Origin of the sequence: Billgrantia campisalis (genome assembly GCF_022341425.1) — a bacterium.
Lineage (GTDB): Bacteria > Pseudomonadota > Gammaproteobacteria > Pseudomonadales > Halomonadaceae > Halomonas > Halomonas campisalis.
Genome location: NZ_JABFUC010000002.1, coordinates 181,389 through 197,307, shown reverse-complemented (window position 1 = coordinate 197,307; position 15,919 = coordinate 181,389). Strand labels below are relative to the sequence as shown.

General features: G+C 70.3%; 14 protein-coding genes and 1 other RNA gene. 7 read left to right on the top strand and 8 right to left on the bottom strand.

The annotated features are described in order from the left end of the window. Position 1 precedes the first annotated feature (1 nt). Both HOP52_RS02890 and HOP52_RS02885 read left to right on the top strand, forming a co-directional pair. Positions 2–1,171, top strand: coding sequence for a murein hydrolase activator EnvC family protein (locus HOP52_RS02890; protein ID WP_238975762.1), 1,170 nt, complete (start codon positions 2–4; stop codon positions 1,169–1,171). Between the two features lie 69 nt (positions 1,172–1,240). Next, complete coding sequence (locus HOP52_RS02885; RefSeq protein ID WP_238975761.1) at positions 1,241–2,533, top strand: S41 family peptidase; 1,293 nt, start codon at positions 1,241–1,243, stop codon at positions 2,531–2,533. Here HOP52_RS02885 and HOP52_RS02880 read toward each other — a convergent pair. The 4 genes from HOP52_RS02880 to HOP52_RS02865 all read right to left on the bottom strand — a co-directional run bounded on the left by HOP52_RS02880 (position 2,530) and on the right by HOP52_RS02865 (position 7,041). After that, positions 2,530–3,801, bottom strand: a complete 1,272-nt coding sequence (locus tag HOP52_RS02880) for a UbiH/UbiF/VisC/COQ6 family ubiquinone biosynthesis hydroxylase (protein ID WP_238975760.1) — start codon at positions 3,799–3,801, stop codon at positions 2,530–2,532. The two genes, HOP52_RS02885 and HOP52_RS02880, sit on opposite strands and share 4 nt — an antisense overlap. Before the next feature lies 1 nt (position 3,802). Beyond that, positions 3,803–5,014: a 2-octaprenyl-6-methoxyphenyl hydroxylase gene (ubiH, locus tag HOP52_RS02875; RefSeq protein ID WP_238975759.1), complete on the bottom strand. Its 1,212-nt coding sequence runs from the start codon at positions 5,012–5,014 to the stop codon at positions 3,803–3,805. Between the two features lie 85 nt (positions 5,015–5,099). Continuing rightward, entirely contained in the window at positions 5,100–6,437 is a 1,338-nt protein-coding gene (gene pepP, locus HOP52_RS02870) for a Xaa-Pro aminopeptidase (RefSeq protein WP_238975758.1), read from the bottom strand. Between the two features lie 28 nt (positions 6,438–6,465). Beyond that, positions 6,466–7,041 (bottom strand): UPF0149 family protein, encoded by a 576-nt coding sequence (locus tag HOP52_RS02865; RefSeq protein WP_238975757.1) that lies wholly within the window; start codon positions 7,039–7,041, stop codon positions 6,466–6,468. A gap of 213 nt (positions 7,042–7,254) precedes the next feature. On the opposite strand from HOP52_RS02865, the gene HOP52_RS02860 reads away from it, so the two are divergent. The 3 genes from HOP52_RS02860 (at position 7,255) to HOP52_RS02850 (ending at position 8,444) form a co-directional block, all read left to right on the top strand. Then, a complete protein-coding gene (locus tag HOP52_RS02860; protein ID WP_238975756.1) occupies positions 7,255–7,572 on the top strand; it encodes a cell division protein ZapA in 318 nt (105 codons plus the stop codon). Between the two features lie 36 nt (positions 7,573–7,608). Continuing rightward, positions 7,609–7,793: non-coding RNA, 6S RNA (gene ssrS / locus HOP52_RS02855), on the top strand. Between the two features lie 9 nt (positions 7,794–7,802). Beyond that, a complete protein-coding gene (locus HOP52_RS02850; protein ID WP_238975755.1) occupies positions 7,803–8,444 on the top strand; it encodes a 5-formyltetrahydrofolate cyclo-ligase in 642 nt (213 codons plus the stop codon). 372 nt (positions 8,445–8,816) lie between these two features. Here HOP52_RS02850 and ilvA read toward each other — a convergent pair whose 3' ends face one another. Continuing rightward, positions 8,817–10,331, bottom strand: a complete 1,515-nt coding sequence (gene ilvA / locus HOP52_RS02845) for a threonine ammonia-lyase, biosynthetic (protein ID WP_238975754.1) — start codon at positions 10,329–10,331, stop codon at positions 8,817–8,819. A gap of 337 nt (positions 10,332–10,668) precedes the next feature. On the opposite strand from ilvA, the gene rpiA reads away from it, so the two are divergent. Beyond that, on the top strand, positions 10,669–11,343 hold the full coding sequence (gene rpiA, locus HOP52_RS02840) for a ribose-5-phosphate isomerase RpiA (protein WP_238975753.1): 675 nt from the start codon (positions 10,669–10,671) through the stop codon (positions 11,341–11,343). A 34-nt stretch (positions 11,344–11,377) separates the two neighbouring features. Here the strand turns inward: rpiA and waaA are convergent, their stop codons facing one another. From waaA to HOP52_RS02825, 3 genes are read right to left on the bottom strand one after another with little or no spacing between them, the layout of a single operon-like run. Further along, positions 11,378–12,679, bottom strand: coding sequence for a lipid IV(A) 3-deoxy-D-manno-octulosonic acid transferase (waaA, locus tag HOP52_RS02835; protein WP_238975968.1), 1,302 nt, complete (start codon positions 12,677–12,679; stop codon positions 11,378–11,380). 2 nt (positions 12,680–12,681) lie between these two features. Next, the gene (gene hldE / locus HOP52_RS02830; RefSeq protein WP_238975752.1) at positions 12,682–14,112 is read right to left on the bottom strand and encodes a bifunctional D-glycero-beta-D-manno-heptose-7-phosphate kinase/D-glycero-beta-D-manno-heptose 1-phosphate adenylyltransferase HldE; all 1,431 of its coding nucleotides are present in this window, start codon (positions 14,110–14,112) and stop codon (positions 12,682–12,684) included. Then, entirely contained in the window at positions 14,102–15,202 is a 1,101-nt protein-coding gene (locus tag HOP52_RS02825) for a glycosyltransferase family 9 protein (RefSeq protein ID WP_238975751.1), read from the bottom strand. The genes hldE and HOP52_RS02825 overlap by 11 nt, the downstream gene beginning before the upstream one ends. Between HOP52_RS02825 and HOP52_RS02820 the strand changes: the two genes are divergently transcribed. After that, complete coding sequence (locus HOP52_RS02820; protein WP_238975750.1) at positions 15,201–15,911, top strand: 3-deoxy-D-manno-octulosonic acid kinase; 711 nt, start codon at positions 15,201–15,203, stop codon at positions 15,909–15,911. The genes HOP52_RS02825 and HOP52_RS02820 overlap by 2 nt on opposite strands. Positions 15,912–15,919 lie beyond the last annotated feature (8 nt).

The following is a 15,919-nucleotide window of genomic DNA, read 5'->3' as shown; positions in this document are numbered from 1 at the left end:
CATGAGCCGTACCCGGCGCCCTCTGCCCCCCCTGCGGGCGGCACTGCTGGCCCTCGCCCTGGCGCTGGGCGGGGGCTATGCGGCCGGCCTGGCCGCCTCGCCCAGCGAGCGCGAGGCGCGGCAGCGGCTCGACGCCATCGGCGCCGACATCCAGTCGCTCAGCCAGCGGCTTCGCGCCACCCGGTCGGCACAGGATGACGCCTCCCGGGCCCTGCGCGAGGTGGAAACCGACCTGGCCGACACCCACCGCCGCCTGGACGACCTCCAGGCCGAGCGGCGCCAGCTGGGCGACGCGATCGAGGCCCTGGAGGCGGACCGCGACGCCCTGGAGCAGGAGCGCGACGAGCAGGCCGCCGCCCTGCGCACCCAGCTCAACGCCCTCTATCGCCTGGGGCTGAGCCCGCAGCTCAAGCTGCTGCTCAATCAGGACGACCCGGCGCGCCTCGACCGGCTGCAAACCTATCTCAACCACCTGGCCCGGGCCCGTAACGAGCGGCTCGACGAGATCGCCCGGCTCGACCGCGAGCTCGCCGACAACCGGCGTGAGCGGCTCGCACAGCGCGAGCGGCTCGACGCCCTGGCCGAGTCGCTCACCGAGCGCAGTGCCGAGCTCGCCGAGCGCCTGGCCGAGCGCGAGCGCCTGCTGGCCGAGCTCCAGGATCGCTACACCAGCGAGCAGGCGCGGCTGGCCGACCTGGGCCGCGACCGCGAGCGGGCCGAGCAGACCCTCCAGCAGGTCCAGGAGGAACTCGCCCGCCTCGAGCGACCGCCCCCCTCCACCGCCATCGAACGGACCCGGGGCGATCTGCCCTGGCCGGTGCAGGGAGCGGTGGCCTCGGGGTTCCGGCGCAGCGACGGCGTGCACCGCAACGGCATCCTGATCGAGGCCCGGGAGGGCACCCCGGTGGCGGCGGTCCACGCCGGGCGTGTGGTGTTCGCCGACTGGATGCGCGGTTTCGGCAACCTGCTGATCCTCGACCATGGCGATCAGGTGATGACCCTGCACGCCCACCTGCAGCGCTTCGAGGTCGAGGTGGGCCAAGCGGTTGCCCGCGGCGACACCCTCGGCAGGGTCGGCGCCAGCGGCGGCCACTCGGCGCCGGCGCTCTACTTCGAGGTGCGTCGCGGGGGCGATCCCATCGACCCCCAGACCTGGATCGCCCGGCGCTGACGCGGCCCTTCCCCAACCTCCCGGCGGCGAGCTATGCTGGTCGTCTCGTCTCGCTATCGCGGAGTTCGCATGCCCCTCAGTTCCGCCGGGCTCCTGCCCGCCGCTCCCCGTCGCCTGCTGGCCGCCCTGCTGGCGGTGCCGCTCGTCTGGCTGTCGCCGGCCGCCCAGGCGACATCGCCGGGCGACGACCTGCCGCTGGAGGAGATCCAGACCTTCGCCGAGGTGTTCGAACGCATCAAGCGCGTCTACGTCGAGGACGTCGATGATCGCACCCTGCTGCGCAACGCCATGCGCGGCATGCTCAGCGAGCTCGACCCCCACTCCGCCTACCTGGACCGCGACGAGTTTCAGTCGCTACGCGAGTCCACCCAGGGCGAATTCGGCGGCATCGGCATCGAGGTGGGCCTGCAGGACGGCCAGCTGACGATCATCACCCCCATCGACGACACCCCCGCCGCGCGGGCCGGGCTGCAGTCCCGGGACCAGATCCTGCGCATCGATGACACCCCCACCGATCGGCTCTCGCTGCAGGAGGCGGTGACCCTGATGCGCGGCGAACCGGGCAGCGAGCTGAGCCTGACCATCCAGCGGCGCGGCGAGGAGTCGCCGCGCACCGTTACCCTGACCCGCGAGATCATCCGCACCGAGAGCGTAAGAAGCGAGATGCTGGAAACCGGCTACGGCTACCTGCGGGTCAGTCAGTTCCAGTCCCGCACCGCCGACCAGCTGGGCACCGCCATCGCACGCATGGAGCGCGACGGCCCGCTCAACGGCCTGGTGCTGGACCTGCGCAACAACCCCGGCGGGGTGCTGCAGGCAGCGGTGGCAGTGGCCGACGCCTTCCTCGACGACGGCCTGATCGTCTACACCGAAGGCCGCCTGCCCGACGCCGAGATGCGCTTCTCGGCTGGCCGCGATACCGTCGCGCCCGAGGTGCCGCTGGTGGTGCTGATCAACGGCGGCAGCGCCTCGGCGGCGGAGATCGTCGCCGGCGCCCTGCAGGACCAGCATCGGGCGGTGGTGATGGGCACCGAGAGCTTCGGCAAGGGCTCGGTACAGCAGATCATGCCGCTGGGCAACGGCGAGGGGCTCAAGCTGACCACCGCGCTCTACTACACCCCCAGCGGCCGCTCGATCCAGGCCCAGGGCATCGAGCCCGACGTGGAAGTGGTGCGCGGTCGGGTCGAGGTGACCGAAAGCGGCCGCCAGCTGCGCGAGGCCGACCTGGAGGGCCACCTGCGCTCGCAGGACGACCCCCGCGAACGCCACGAAATGAGCGAGCGGCTCCGCGAGGACTACCAGCTCAGCGAAGCCCTGAACCTGCTCAAGGCGCTCAACGTCGTCAGCCAGCGAAGGCGTTAACGGCAGGAGGCCGGTAGGCGGCCCCTATGCCCAATCGCCTGTCGCATCAGCAGCCGCTTGACCGGGGTGAGCCGGTCGACGCCGCTCATGCCCAGGTTGCGGGCCAGGGTCAGCGCCGGGTTACTAGTGCCGAACAGCAGCCGGAAGCCGTCCATCAGCGCCAGCATGGCGGCGTTGTCGCCGCGTCGACGGCGGGCATAGCGCCCCAGCACCCCCGCCTCGCCGATGGCCAGCCCCCGGCGCCGCCCCGCCAGCACCTCCTCGGCGAGCACCGCCGCATCCATCAGCCCCAGATTCACCCCCTGACCGGCCAGGGGGTGAATGGTGTGGGCGGCATCGCCCACCAGGGCGAAGCCGCGCTGCGTGTAGCACTCGGCATGACGCTGGGTCAGCGGCACCGCCATGGCGCCATCCACCACCTCGACCTCGCCCAGGCGATGCGCGAAGGCCGCCCCTAGCGCCTCGCCCAGGGCCTGCGCCGAGAGGCCGGTCAGCCGCTCGGCCTCTTCGGGGGCGGTGGACCAGACGATGGAGCAGTAGCGGTCATCGTCCTCCACGGTCAGCGGCAGGAAGGCCAGCGGGCCGCCGGGCAGGAACACCTGGCGGGCCACGCCACCGTGGGGGCGGGCGTTGCGCACCGTGGTGACCACCGCCACATGGCCGGTGTCCCGGGCGCTGACCTCGATGCCGGCCAGCGTGCGCAGCGGCGAGCGGGCGCCGTCGGCGGCCACCACCAGCGGCGCCGACAGCCGGCGCCCATCCTCCAGCACCACCTCGCGCCCGTCGGGGGTCTCGTTGAGGCCGGCCACGCGGGCCGACAGGCCCAGCGTCACCGACGGCAGCGCGACCAGCCGCGCCTCCAGCGCCGCCAACACCACGTCGTTCTCGACGATATGGCCAAGCACCGGCACCCCGGCCTGGTCCGCCGAGAACGCCACCTCGCCGCTGCCTTCGGCGTCCCACACCTGCATGTGCCGGTAGGGGGTCACCCGCCGTTGGCGCATCCACTCCCAGGCCCCCATGCCCTCGAGCAGGCGCTGTGACACCGGCGTCAGGGCGCTGACCCGCCTCGCCGGCCGGCCACGCCCCACCCGCTCGGCGTCCAGCAGCGTAGGGCGTGCATCGAGCAGGGTCACCGCGACCCCGGCCTCGCCCAGCAGCGCGGCCAGCGCCGCCCCCACCATGCCGCCGCCGACGATGATCGCCTCGCAGCGCTGACTCTCCTGACCGGCTTGCGCCATGTCGTGCTCTCCATGATGTGACTGCATGTCAGCGCTCCAGGCCCATGGCGCGACGCGCCAGGCTGCGGCGCAGCGGGCCGGCCAGGTTGAGGCCGACCAGGCCGGCGGCCCGGGCGTGGGACAGCAGCGGGTGGTCGATGCCGAACAGCCGCACCAGGCCGTCGCTGAAGCGGATGACGCTGTGGCGATCGGCGAAGCGGCGCGCCTCGAAATCGCCCAGGGTCGTCAGGGAGCCGAGCGACTCCCCTCCCTCCAGGGCCTGTTCGAGGGCCGCCACCAGATCCGTCACGCCGCGCAGGGCGAGGTTGAAGCCCTGGCCGGCCACCGGGTGCAGCGCATGGGCGGCATTGCCCAGCACCGCAAGCCCGGGGCGCACCGATTCCCGCGCGGTGATCAGCGTGAGCGGATAGGCGTGGCGGCTGCCCACCCGGCGAAAGCGCCCGGCCCGGTCACCGAAGGCGTCCTGCAGCTCAGCCAGAAAGTCGCCGTCGCCCTGGGCCAGGCGTGCCGTCTCGCGGCCGCTGGCGTGGGTCCAGACCAGCGCCATCTGCTGGCCCGGCAGCGGCAGCAGGGCGATCGGCCCCTCGCGGGTGAAGCGCTCGAAGGCCGTACCGCCGTGGGGGCGGCTCACCTCCACGTTGGCGATCAGCGCCACCTGGTCATAGGGCGCCTCATCGCTGGCGATGCCCAGGCGCGCCTTGAGCCCCGAGCGGCCGCCGTCGGCCAGCACCGTCAGGCCGGCCCGCAGCTGGCTGCCATCGGAGAGCGTCAGGCGGTGCCCCTCGGCCTCGGGCACGATGGCCTCCACCGTCGCCGGGCAGTGCCATGCCAGCGGCAGCGCCGCCAGGCGCCGATGCAGCACGCGGCCCATCCAGGCGTTGGGGACGACGTAGCCCAGCGCCTGCTGGCCGAGCTCCTCGGCCAGCAGGCGGGTCACGCCCAGTCGGCCCCGCTCGCTGACGTGAATCCGGCGAATCGCCGCGGCCTGCTCGGCCATGGCATCCCACAGGCCCATGTCGCGAAAGCGCTCCGCCGAGCCCTGGGCGATGGCGCTGGAGCGCGCATCGAAGCTCGGCTGCCAGGCGGTCTCGGCCAAATTGCCCATCGGCGCGGCCTCGATCACCGCCACCGACAGCCCGTGGCGCTCGATCAGCGGCGCCAGGCAGCAGGCCAGGCTGGCGCCGACCAGCCCGCCGCCGATGATGGCGATATCCACGGGGCGTGGGGCCGCGCGGCTCATGCCCAGGCTCCTCGGGCACCATGACTACCGGATGATAATGCGTAACGTAAATTACGTAACATGCATCGAACTCCCTTTCCACTGATCATTTTCTGGCCATCAGGGCCTCGATATCCTCGACCCGTTTGGGCACCCCCTCGCTGAGCACTTCATGCCCCTCAACGGTGACCGCCACGTCATCCTCGATGCGAATGCCGATGCCGCGAAACGCTTCGGGGAGTTCATCATCGGCGGGCACATAGAGCCCCGGCTCGACGGTCAGCACCATGCCCGGCGCCAGCGGCCTGGGCTCGCCCGCCGGGCGATAGGCGCCGACGTCGTGAACATCCAGCCCCAGCCAGTGGGAGGTAGAGTGCGGATAGAAGCGCTTGATGCTGTCGTCGTCGATGCGCGCCTGGACCTCGCCGGCGAGCAGCCCCAGCCGGATCAGCCCCGCGGTGAGGTCGTGGACCACCCCGGCGTGGATCTCGGCCAGGGTGACGCCGGGTCGCACCGCCGCCACCGCCCGCTCCTGAGCCGCCAGCACCACCTCGTAGAGGGCGCGCTGAGCGTCGCTGAATCGCCCACCGACCGGGAAGGTACGGGTGATGTCGCCGGCATAGAGGTCGAACTCGGCACCGGCGTCGATCAGCACCAGCTCGCCGTCGCGCAGGGCATCGCGGTTCTCGATGTAGTGCAGCACACAGCCGTTGGCGCCGCCACCGACGATGCTGGCGTAGGCCGGGCCGCTGCCGCCCTGCCAGCGAAACTCGTGCTCCAGCTCGGCCTGCAGGTGGTACTCGCCGAGCCCCGGGCGGGCAGCATGCATGGCGCGCAGATGGGCGCCGGCCGAGATCCGCGCCGCATGGCGCATCAGCGCGAGCTCGCTCTCGCTCTTGATCAGACGGGCCTCGTGCAGCAGCGGCGCTACATTAACCAGCGCTTCCGGGGGGCGCGCGCCGCGACGGGCCTTTGCTGCCAGGGCGCTACGCGCCTCCTCGGCGATGGCCATGGCCTCGGGACTGTCCAGAGGCAGATAGAGGGTGCGACGGCCGTCCAGCAGGGCCTCGAGGCGCTCCTCGCGTTCGGCATTCTCGAAAGCCTGGTCGACACCGTGCTCGCGCACGGCGCCCTCGGCCCCCAGGCGGACGCCGGTCCAGGTCTCCAGGGCGGGGTCGCGGTCCTGGCAGAACAGCACGCTCTCACCCTCGCTACGCCCCGGCAGCAGCAGCAGCAGGGCATCGGGCTCGGCAAAGCCGGTCAGGTAGTGAAAGTCGCTGTCCTGGCGGAAGGGGTACTCGCTGTCCCGGGAACGGGTGACCAACGAGGCGCCGGGCAACAGCACCGCGCTGTCGGCGGGCAGGGCCGCCATCAGGGCGCGGCGCCGTGACCGGTACTCGTCGTTGGCGATGGGGGCGGGGCGGGGCAGGGGATCGGGCAGCATCGCGGCTCCTTGGCAATGGGAGTGGGCATCAATGGCGGGTCGGCTCGCTCGCCTCGACCTGCGGCCGGCCCGGGTGCTGCTCGGTGTAGAGCAGCATGGCGGCCATCCGCGCATGTTCGGCCAGGGCGAAGAGGTCGTTCTCGTTCTCGGGGCTCTCCTCGAGGTCAGTCTCCATGGTCGCCAGGACCGACAGGTCCTCCAGCGCCTCGCGCAGCGGCGCCGACCAGCCCTGGCGGGGCGCCTCACCGGCCTCCTCGACCACCTCCAGGAACCCCAGGGTCCAGTCGCGCAGGCCGCGGGCGCGCTCGGCCAGCGAATAGAGCTCGTCGGGCAGCAGCGGCTCGTAGTTCAGGGCGCTGTCGGCCAGCGCCTCCAGGGCCTGCCGGCGCCAGGCCAGCAGCGCCTCGGCGCTGTCGCGATCGCGGGGCTGCTCGACCCCCAGGTCCAGGCAGACCGCCTCCAGCCAGTCGCCGGCGGCGAGGTCGTTGAGCGCCAGGCCGGCGCACAGCCGGCCGTCGAGAAAGGCCGGGGACTGCAGGCTGCCGTGCAGCAGGAACAGGTCGGCGATGGTCGAGAAATCCGGGCGTTCGTCGATCGTGGACATGACGGCTTTCCTTGTGGCAGGCGACGAAGAGCGGTGTCAAGAGAGCCGCCGCGGTGCGTTGACCGCCCAGGAGCGGCTCTCTTATAGTGGTTGAATGACGCCTCTTGACTGGGCACTGTCTGAACGCGCGCCGAACCAGTGCGGGCCGCTCCAGACAGGTCTCTACAGGATGTTAACGTATCGGGCCGCCCCGTGGCCCGCACCGGAGCCCTCATGAGCGATGCCCCCCGTCCCACCGCCGAGATCACCCTGCTGGGTCGGCACTACGTGATCGCCTGCAATTCCGGCGAGGAGCACAAGTTGGACCGCGCCGCCCGCTACCTGGATCGCGCCATGCACGGCATCCATGCCCAGAACAATCTGTTGGGCAGTGAGCGGATCGCCATCATGGCGGCGCTGAACATCACCCACGAGCTGCTCGAGGCGCTGGATGAGCGACGCAGCGGCGAACAGAGCCTGGACCGGCTGAGCGAGCGCCTGGAGCGGGCCCTGGCCAGCGGCCCGACGCCACAGCAAACATCCGGCGAATGACATTGGACGTCCCCGCCAGCTCTGATACGATGAAGGTGTTCCCTGGGGTGTTGGCCAGTCGTTATAGTCCCTCGAGCCTATGCGCAATACCTAGGGCGGCCAATAGCTAGCCGGACCCGTGTGCATGTCCGTGCGACGGAAAGCCTGACGGTTCGGCTGCGGCCACCCACCTTGAACCAAGGGTTCAAGGGCCAGAATGACAGCGGCACTCTGGGGAACCCTATCGCATCATGAACAGCCTGCCTGACCCTCTCGATTTCGACACCCGCGACGACTCACCGGACGCGCGAAAGCGCCTGCGCCGTGCCCTGCGTCGACGGCGTCGTGCCCTCTCTCCGCGGCAGCAGCGCCAGGCCGCCCAGGCCCTGTGTCGCCGCCTGCGCCAGCTGCCCGAGCTGCAGCGCGCTCGCCGCGTGGCCCTCTACCTGCCCAACGACGGGGAGATCGACCCCAGGCCGCTGATCCCGTGGCTGACCCGGCGCGGCGCCCGGGTCTACCTGCCGGTACTCAAGCCGCTGAGCCATAACGTCCTGTGGTTCGTCCACTACCACCCAGGCACGCCGATGGTGCGCAACCGCTTCGGCATCCCCGAGCCCGAGACCCGCCACGGCGCGCACCGGGCACGGCGCCTGCCCGCCTGGGCACTGGACCTGATCCTGCTGCCGCTGGTGGGCTTCGACGACGCCGGCCAGCGCCTGGGCATGGGCGGCGGCTTCTACGATCGCAGCCTGGCCTTCACCCGCCGCCCGGGGCCGCGCCCGCGGCTGATCGGCCTGGCCCACGAGTGCCAGCGGATCTCCCGGCTGCCGAGCGCGCCCTGGGATATTCCGCTGGATGCCATTGCGAGCGACGCCCGCCTTGTTGCTCCCTGAGGCCTAGCCGGCGGCACAACGCAAACGACCGGCCGGTGCGCTGCACCGGCCGGTCGTTTGCATTGCATCTGATCATGGCACTGATGGCCGACTCAGCTACCCGCCAGCGCCTGGGCATAGCCGGTCACCACGACGCCGATGCCGAATGCCAGCACCAGTGCCATGACCAGATCGGGCTTACGCTTCATTATCTGCTCCCTGCAAGTGCGTCCGCCGCAGCGGAGAGTGGACGATGTCGCCCATGGCGACGCGCAGCGTCGACTATAGGGGCTCAGGCACCTGGCTGACAACCACTGGCGGCCAACGATCACCTTTCGAAACACTCGTCATTTCTCGTCTTTGACGTAAGTCAGCGCTTACCCAGGGAATCCTTCAGGCCATGAACAGCCGATAGGCCGAGTTGTCGGACTCCTTCCAGTAGCGATAGCCGATCTCGTCGAAGTGCTCCTCCACGTGGGACCGGTCGCCGTTGGGGATCTGCATGCCCACCAGCACACGGCCATAGGCCGCGCCGTGGTTGCGGTAGTGGAACAGCGAGATGTTCCAGTCGTGGGGCAGGTGGGTGAGGAAATTCATCAGCGCCCCGGGACGCTCGGGAAATTCGAAGCGATAGACCTCCTCCTCGAAGTGCTCCTTGGGGCGGCCGCCGCCGAGATGGCGGATATGCAGCTTGGCGAGCTCGTTGTCGGTGAGATCCTCCACCGGGTAGCCGGCATCGCGCAGCCGTTCGATCACCGCCTGACGATCGTCGCCGCCGGGCTTGACCTGCACGCCGACGAAGATATGCGCCGCCTCCGGGTCGGCGTAGCGGTAGTTGAACTCGGTGACCATGCGCTTGCCGAGGGTCTTGCAGAACTTCTTGAAGCTGCCGGGCTTCTCGGGAATGGTCACCGCGAGGATCGCCTCGCGCTGCTCACCGAGCTCGGTGCGCTCGGCGATATGCTGCAGCCGATCGAAGTTGGTATTGGCCCCGGAGTTGATGCACAGCAGGGTCTGACCTTCGACGCCGGTCTGCTGGATGTACTTCTTCAGCCCCGCCAGGGAGAGGGCCCCGGAGGTTTCCGACACCGCCCGGGTATCGTCGAAGATATCCTTGACCGCCGCGCACATCTCGTCGGCGTTGACGGTGATGACGTCGTCGACCAGGTCACGGACGATGGAGAAGGGCACCTCGCCGATCTGGGCCACCGCCACGCCTTCGGCGAAGACCCCCACCTGGTCGAGCACCACCCGCTCGCCGGCGGCCAGAGCGGCCTTGAGGCAGGCGCTGTCCTCGGCCTCGACGCCGATCACCTTGATCTCGGGGCGCAGGTACTTGACGTAGGCCGCCACCCCGGCGATCAGCCCGCCACCGCCCACCGGCACGAAGATGGCGTCCAGGGGGCCGGCATGCTGATGGAGGATCTCCATGGCGACGGTGCCCTGACCGGCCACCACGTCGATATCGTCGAAGGGCGGGATGTAGGTGTAGCCGTGCTCCGCGATCAGCTCCTGGGCGTGTTCGGCAGCGGCGGCGAAGGCGTCGCCCTTGAGCACCACCTTGGCGCCGCGGGCGCGCACCGCGGCCACCTTGATCTCCGGGGTGATACGCGGCATCACGATCACCGCCTTGACGCCCATCTGCTTGGCCGCCATGGCCAGGCCTTGGGCATGATTGCCGGCGGACGCCGCGATAACGCCCTTGGCCTTCTGCTCCTCGCTCAGCTGGGCCATCTTGTTGTAGGCCCCGCGAATCTTGAAGGAGTAGACCGGCTGCAGGTCCTCACGCTTGATCAGGATGGTGTTGTGAAAACGGCGGGAGAGGAAGGGGGCCGGGGAGATCGGCGTTTCCCGGGCGGCCTCGTAGACCCGGGCCTGGAGAATCTTCTTGACGGTAGCTTCTAGCATCCTGATATCCCAGAGGAGTGACGCGAAGGGCTGTGCTGCAGTGCAGAGAACCCCTATTGGTAGCATTCCCGGAGGCATGGCGTCCAGCGCAGCCCCTCCAGCGAGAGGGCTATCGCAGATGGCAGCATCGCTCCAGGCTGTGCCGGCGACAGGCCTTCGAGGGGGCGCTATGAATACTTCCCTGTAGGCTACCTCGGCCATCCCTGGTCCTCGGACCCCCTCTCCGACCTGTCCCCGGCGCCTTTCGCTCGTGCAGTATTTTGCCCTCATCGGCAGGCTGGCCTCGCTGGACTATAATGGCGCCGCATCCGTCCCCCATCAGACAGCGAGTTCCCCCATGACCCAGGACGAACTAAAGGACGCCGTGGCCGCGGCCGCCATCGACGAGATCCGGCCCTGGCTCGAGCGCGACACCGTGCTCGGCGTCGGCACCGGCTCCACCGCCAACCTGTTCATCGACCGCCTGGCGGCACTGCGTGACGACTTCAAGGGCGCCGTGGCGAGCTCCGAGGCCAGCGCCGAGCGGCTGCGCGGCCACGGCATCGAGGTGTTCGAGCTCAACAGCGTGGGCACGGTGCCCTTCTATATCGACGGCGCCGACGAAGTGAACGCTCACTTACACATGATCAAGGGCGGCGGCGCGGCCCTGACTCGGGAGAAGATCGTCGCCGCCTGCGCCGAGCGCTTCATCTGCATCGCCGACGCCTCCAAGAAGGTCGAGCGCCTGGGCGAGTTCCCGCTGCCGGTGGAAGTGATTCCCATGGCGCGCTCCTACGTGGCCCGGGAACTGGTCAAGCTCGGCGCCGATCCGGTCTACCGGGAGGGAGTGGTCACCGACAACGGCAATCCGATCATCGACTGCTTCGAGTTCATGATCGACGACCCGGTGGCCATGGAGGCGCGCCTCAACGCCATCGTCGGGGTGGTCACCAACGGGCTCTTCGCCGCCCGCGGCGCCGATGTGCTGCTGCTCGGCACCGAACACGGCGTCGAGCGGCTGACGCCGGCCTGATCGGCGCCGAACCCGAAGCGACGTGAGTGATCGCTCACTTCGTTTCCATCAGCCGCGATAGGCCGGTCATGGTACGCACCAGGGCGCCACGATTGGCCGCGATCACCGCCTGGCCCGCCTCGGCCAGGCGGTGACGCTCGGCCTCGTCATCGAACAGCGCGAAGAGCACACGGCCCAGCGCCTCGGCGTCGGCGACCTCCACCAGGGCGTCGGCCTCGCGCAGGGTCGCCGCCACCTCGGCGAAATTGGCCAGCTCCGGGCCGGTGAGCACCGGCACGCCCATGGCCGCCGGCTCCAGCAGGTTGTGCCCGCCCACCGGCACCAGGCTGCCCCCCACGAAGGCCAGGTCGCCGACCCCGTAGAGAGTGAGCAGCTCGCCCATGGTATCGCCCAGGTAGATCGCGGTGGCGGCCCCGGGCCACTCGTCCCGGGAACGCCGCGCCAGCGCCAGGCCCCGCTCGGCACATAGCGCCGCCACCCGGTCGAAGCGCTGGGGGTGGCGCGGCACCAGGATCAGCAGCGCATCGGGGTAGTGCGCGCGCAGCCGGGCATGGACGTCCAGCAGCAGCTCATCCTCACCCGGATGCGTGGAGCCGGCCACCCAGACGGGACGCGCCCCCAGTCGGGTGCACAGCTGCCGGCTGCGGGTCTCGGCCACGGGGTCGGGTGTCAGGTCATACTTCAGCGAGCCCACCACCTCGCTGCGCCCGGCGGCCATGCCCAGCGCCCGGAAGCGCCCGGCGTCGGCCGCGGACTTGGCCGCCAGCCAGTCGACATGGCTCAGCGCCTCCTGCATCAGCGGGCGCAGGCGGCGGTAGCCGCGAAAGGCGCGGGGCGAGAGTCGGCCGTTGACCACCGCCACCGGCACCCCGCGCCGGCCGCAGGCGGCCAGCAGGTTGGGCCACAGCTCGGTCTCGAAGAGGATCGCCAGCGCGGGAGAGAGGCGGTCGATGAAGCGCCGCGCCGCGCCGGGAAAGTCGAGCGGCACGAAGTGATGACTCACTTCGCCGCCAGCCTCGGTTTGGCGAAGCCCCTCAGCCAGGGCGGCGGCACGCTCGGCGCCGGTGGCGGTCATGGTGGTGATCACCAGGCAATGCCCGGGAAAGCGTTCGAGCAGCGCCTCGATCAGCGGACGGGCGGCCAGCACCTCGCCCACCGAGGCGCAGTGCAGCCAGATCCTGCGCCGGTGGTCGGGTGGCGAAGGCAGGTAGCCCAGCCGTTCGCGCCGGGGGTGAGTGGGCAGTTGCTCACGCCAGACGCGCCGCCAGATCAGCGGCGACAGCAGATAGAGCGCCGCCGAGTAGAGGTGCCTCGCCCAGGGGCGCCCGGCACGCACCCTCACGCCTCGCGGTCGAGGATGGTGGCGATCATCGCCGTGGTGGAGACGCCGTCCTCGAAGTCGAGCACGGTCACCTCGCCGCCATTGGCGCGTACCGCCTCGCCGCCGGCGATCTGCTCGGGGCGGTAGTCGCCGCCCTTGACCAGCACGTCCGGCAGCACCGCCTCGATCAGCCGTGCGGGGGTGTCCTCGCCGAAGGGCACCACCCAGTCCACGGCGCCCAGGCCCGCCAGCACCTGCATGCGCCGGGCCAGGGGGTTGATCGGCCGCTTGGGCCCCTTGAGCCGGGCGATGGAAGCGTCGTCGTTGATCGCAACGATCAGCCGGTCACCGAGCCGACGGGCATGCTCCAGATAGGCCACGTGGCCGGCGTGCAGGATGTCGAAGCAGCCGTTGGTCATCACCACCCGTTCACCACGGGCCTGGGCGGCCCGCACCGCCTCGATCAGGGGCCGCTCCTCGATCACCCCGAACTCGGCCAGCTTGTCGCCGTGCAGGGCGGTGTAGAGCTCGGCGATGGAGAGGGTCGCCGTGCCCGGCTTGGCCACCACCAGGCCGGCGGCCAGGTTGGCCAGGGTCATGGCCTCGGGGAAGCCGTGGCCGGCGGCCAGCGCCAGGCCCAGCACGCCGATCACGGTATCCCCGGCGCCGGTGACGTCATACACCTCCCGGGCCCGGGTCGGCAGATGCAGCGGCTCGTGGTCGGCGCGGATCAGGGTCATGCCCTTCTCGCTGCGGGTGATCAGCAGCGCCTCCAGCGCCAGCTCGTCTCGCAGCGCCTCGGCCTTGGCGGCGAGCTCGGCATCGTCGCGGCAGGGGCCCACCACCCCCTCGAACTCGGTCAGGTTGGGGGTGATCATGCTGGCGCCGCGGTACTTGCCGAAGTCGCTGCCCTTGGGGTCGACCAGCACCCGCTTGCCGGCGGCACGCGCCAACTCGATCAACGCCTCCACCCGGTTGAGCGTGCCCTTGCCGTAGTCGGAGAGGATCACCAGGTCGCAATCGGGCAGCGCCTGCTCGACCCGGGCCAGCAGGCCGCGGGTATCCACCTCGCCGAGCCCCTGCTCGAAGTCCAGGCGGATGAGCTGCTGATTGCGGCTCACCACGCGCAGCTTGGTAATGGTGGGGATACCGATGCTGCACTCGAAGTGAGTGCTCACTCCCGCCACATCGAGCGCCGAGCGCAGCCGTTCGCCATTGTCGTCGTCACCGACCAGGCCGGCCAGGGCGGCATGGGCCCCCAGCGAGGCGATATTCAGCGCCACGTTAGCCGCCCCGCCGGGACGATCCTCGCTGTCGCGTACCTGCACCACCGGCACCGGGGCCTCCGGCGAGATGCGCAGGGTGCCGCCATGCCAGTAGCGGTCGAGCATCACGTCGCCCACCACCAGCACACGGGCCTGCTCCAGAGCGGTCAGATCAAGCTTCATCGGGGGTCTCCGTCTGCGCGCCATGGGCATCCCGGGCGAGGAGCACCGCCTCCAGCCGGTCGATGACATCTTCGGTGCGAATCAGCGACATGGCGTCGGGATGGCGCACCCGCTGCCCCCAGGCCAACTGCTCGGGCTCCTTGTGCAGGTAGGTGCGCACCGCCTCCGGATAGCGGTTCACCGTCTGGGCCCGCCAATGGTAGGGCCCGGTGCGATCCAGGTTGGAGGTGGCATAGAGGCCGACCACCGGGGTACCCAGCGCATTGCCCATGTGTACCGGCCCGGAGTCGGGGGCGATCACCGCCTCGGCGCCATCGATCAGCGCCAGCAGCCCCTTGAGCGAGCTTTTGCCGATGGCGTCGTGCACCGCTTCCGGTCGGCTGAGGGCCTGGATCCGCTCGCCCATCTCGCGCTCCTGGGTGCTGCCGCCACCGGTCAGTACGGTGGCGATGCCGTGCTGGGCCCAGGCGTGTTCGATCACCGCGGCATAGCCCTCCGCCGACCAGTTGCGGAAGTTGCGTACCCGCAGGCTGCTGCAGGGGCTGATCACCAGGTAGCGCCCCGTCCCGGCGATCTCGCGGGCTTCCTGGACGGCGCTTTCGGGAATCGGCAGGTTCCACTCCAGGGAGAGGTCCTCCACGCCGAGCAGCCGGGCGAAGTCGAGAAACGACTCCACCACGTGGGCGCGGGGATGCGGCGCCAGCTGGCGGTGAATGAACCAGTGCTGGGCATCCTTGGAGCGCGCCTTGTCATAGCCGACCCGCACCTCGGCCTTGATCCCCAGCGACAGCACGCTGGCCCGCAGCGCCTGCTGCATGTGCAGCAGCACATCGAAGCGCCTGTCCGACAGCTCGCGCCAGATGGCGCGCATGCCGGCAAGGCCGGTCGCCTTGTCATAGACGATGAACTCGACCCCCGACAGGCCCGCCAGTAGACTGTGCTCGGCCTTGCCGATGATCCAGGTGATACGCGCCTCGGGCCACTGGCGCTGGAGGGCGCGCACGGTCGGCACCAGATTGCAGACATCGCCCAGGGCGGAGAGCCGCAGTATGGCAATATGGCGGGGTCGGGCAGGCAGAGGATGCTTCATGCGCTTGGCAACATATCGGACGGGAAAGACGGTCATTCTATATGATGCAGGCAGTGTATGTGACGCCGACATGGCGCCACAACTCGGCCCGACGCTGCTCGACCCGCAGCACTGGCGCCAGCAGGGTCGGGTGGTGGGGGAAGCGCCGGGGCGCGGCAGCAGCCTCTTCCTGGACGCCGGTGCCGAGCAGTGGGTGCTGCGCCCTTACCGTCGCGGCGGCCTGGTGGCGACGGTCAGCGAGGCGCGCTACCTGTGGCTGGGGCTCGAGCGCACCCGCGCCTTTCGCGAGCTGCGCCTGACCGCCGACCTGCACGAGCGCGGCCTGCCGGTGCCGCGGCCGGTGGCGGCCGGGGTGACCCGCCACGGGCTAAGCTACGAGGCGGCGCTGCTCACGGTGCGCATTCCCGGCGCCCGTGCGCTCGCCGAGCGGCTCGCGGAAAACCGCGCCGACGCCGCCCTGCTGACATCCGTTGGCGCCACCATCCGCCGCTTTCACGATGCCGGCCTCGACCACGTGGATCTCAATGCCCGCAACCTGCTGGTCGACGATGACGGCAAGACCTGGCTGATCGACCTGGATCGCTGCCGCATGCGCCCCAGCGGAGGCCATGTCCCGGGCAACCTGGCGCGGCTGGCGCGCTCACTGCGCAAGCTTGGCCACCCCCAGGCGATGGCCGCCATCCTCGAGGGGCACCGGGGGGGAGAATAGCCCCGGCG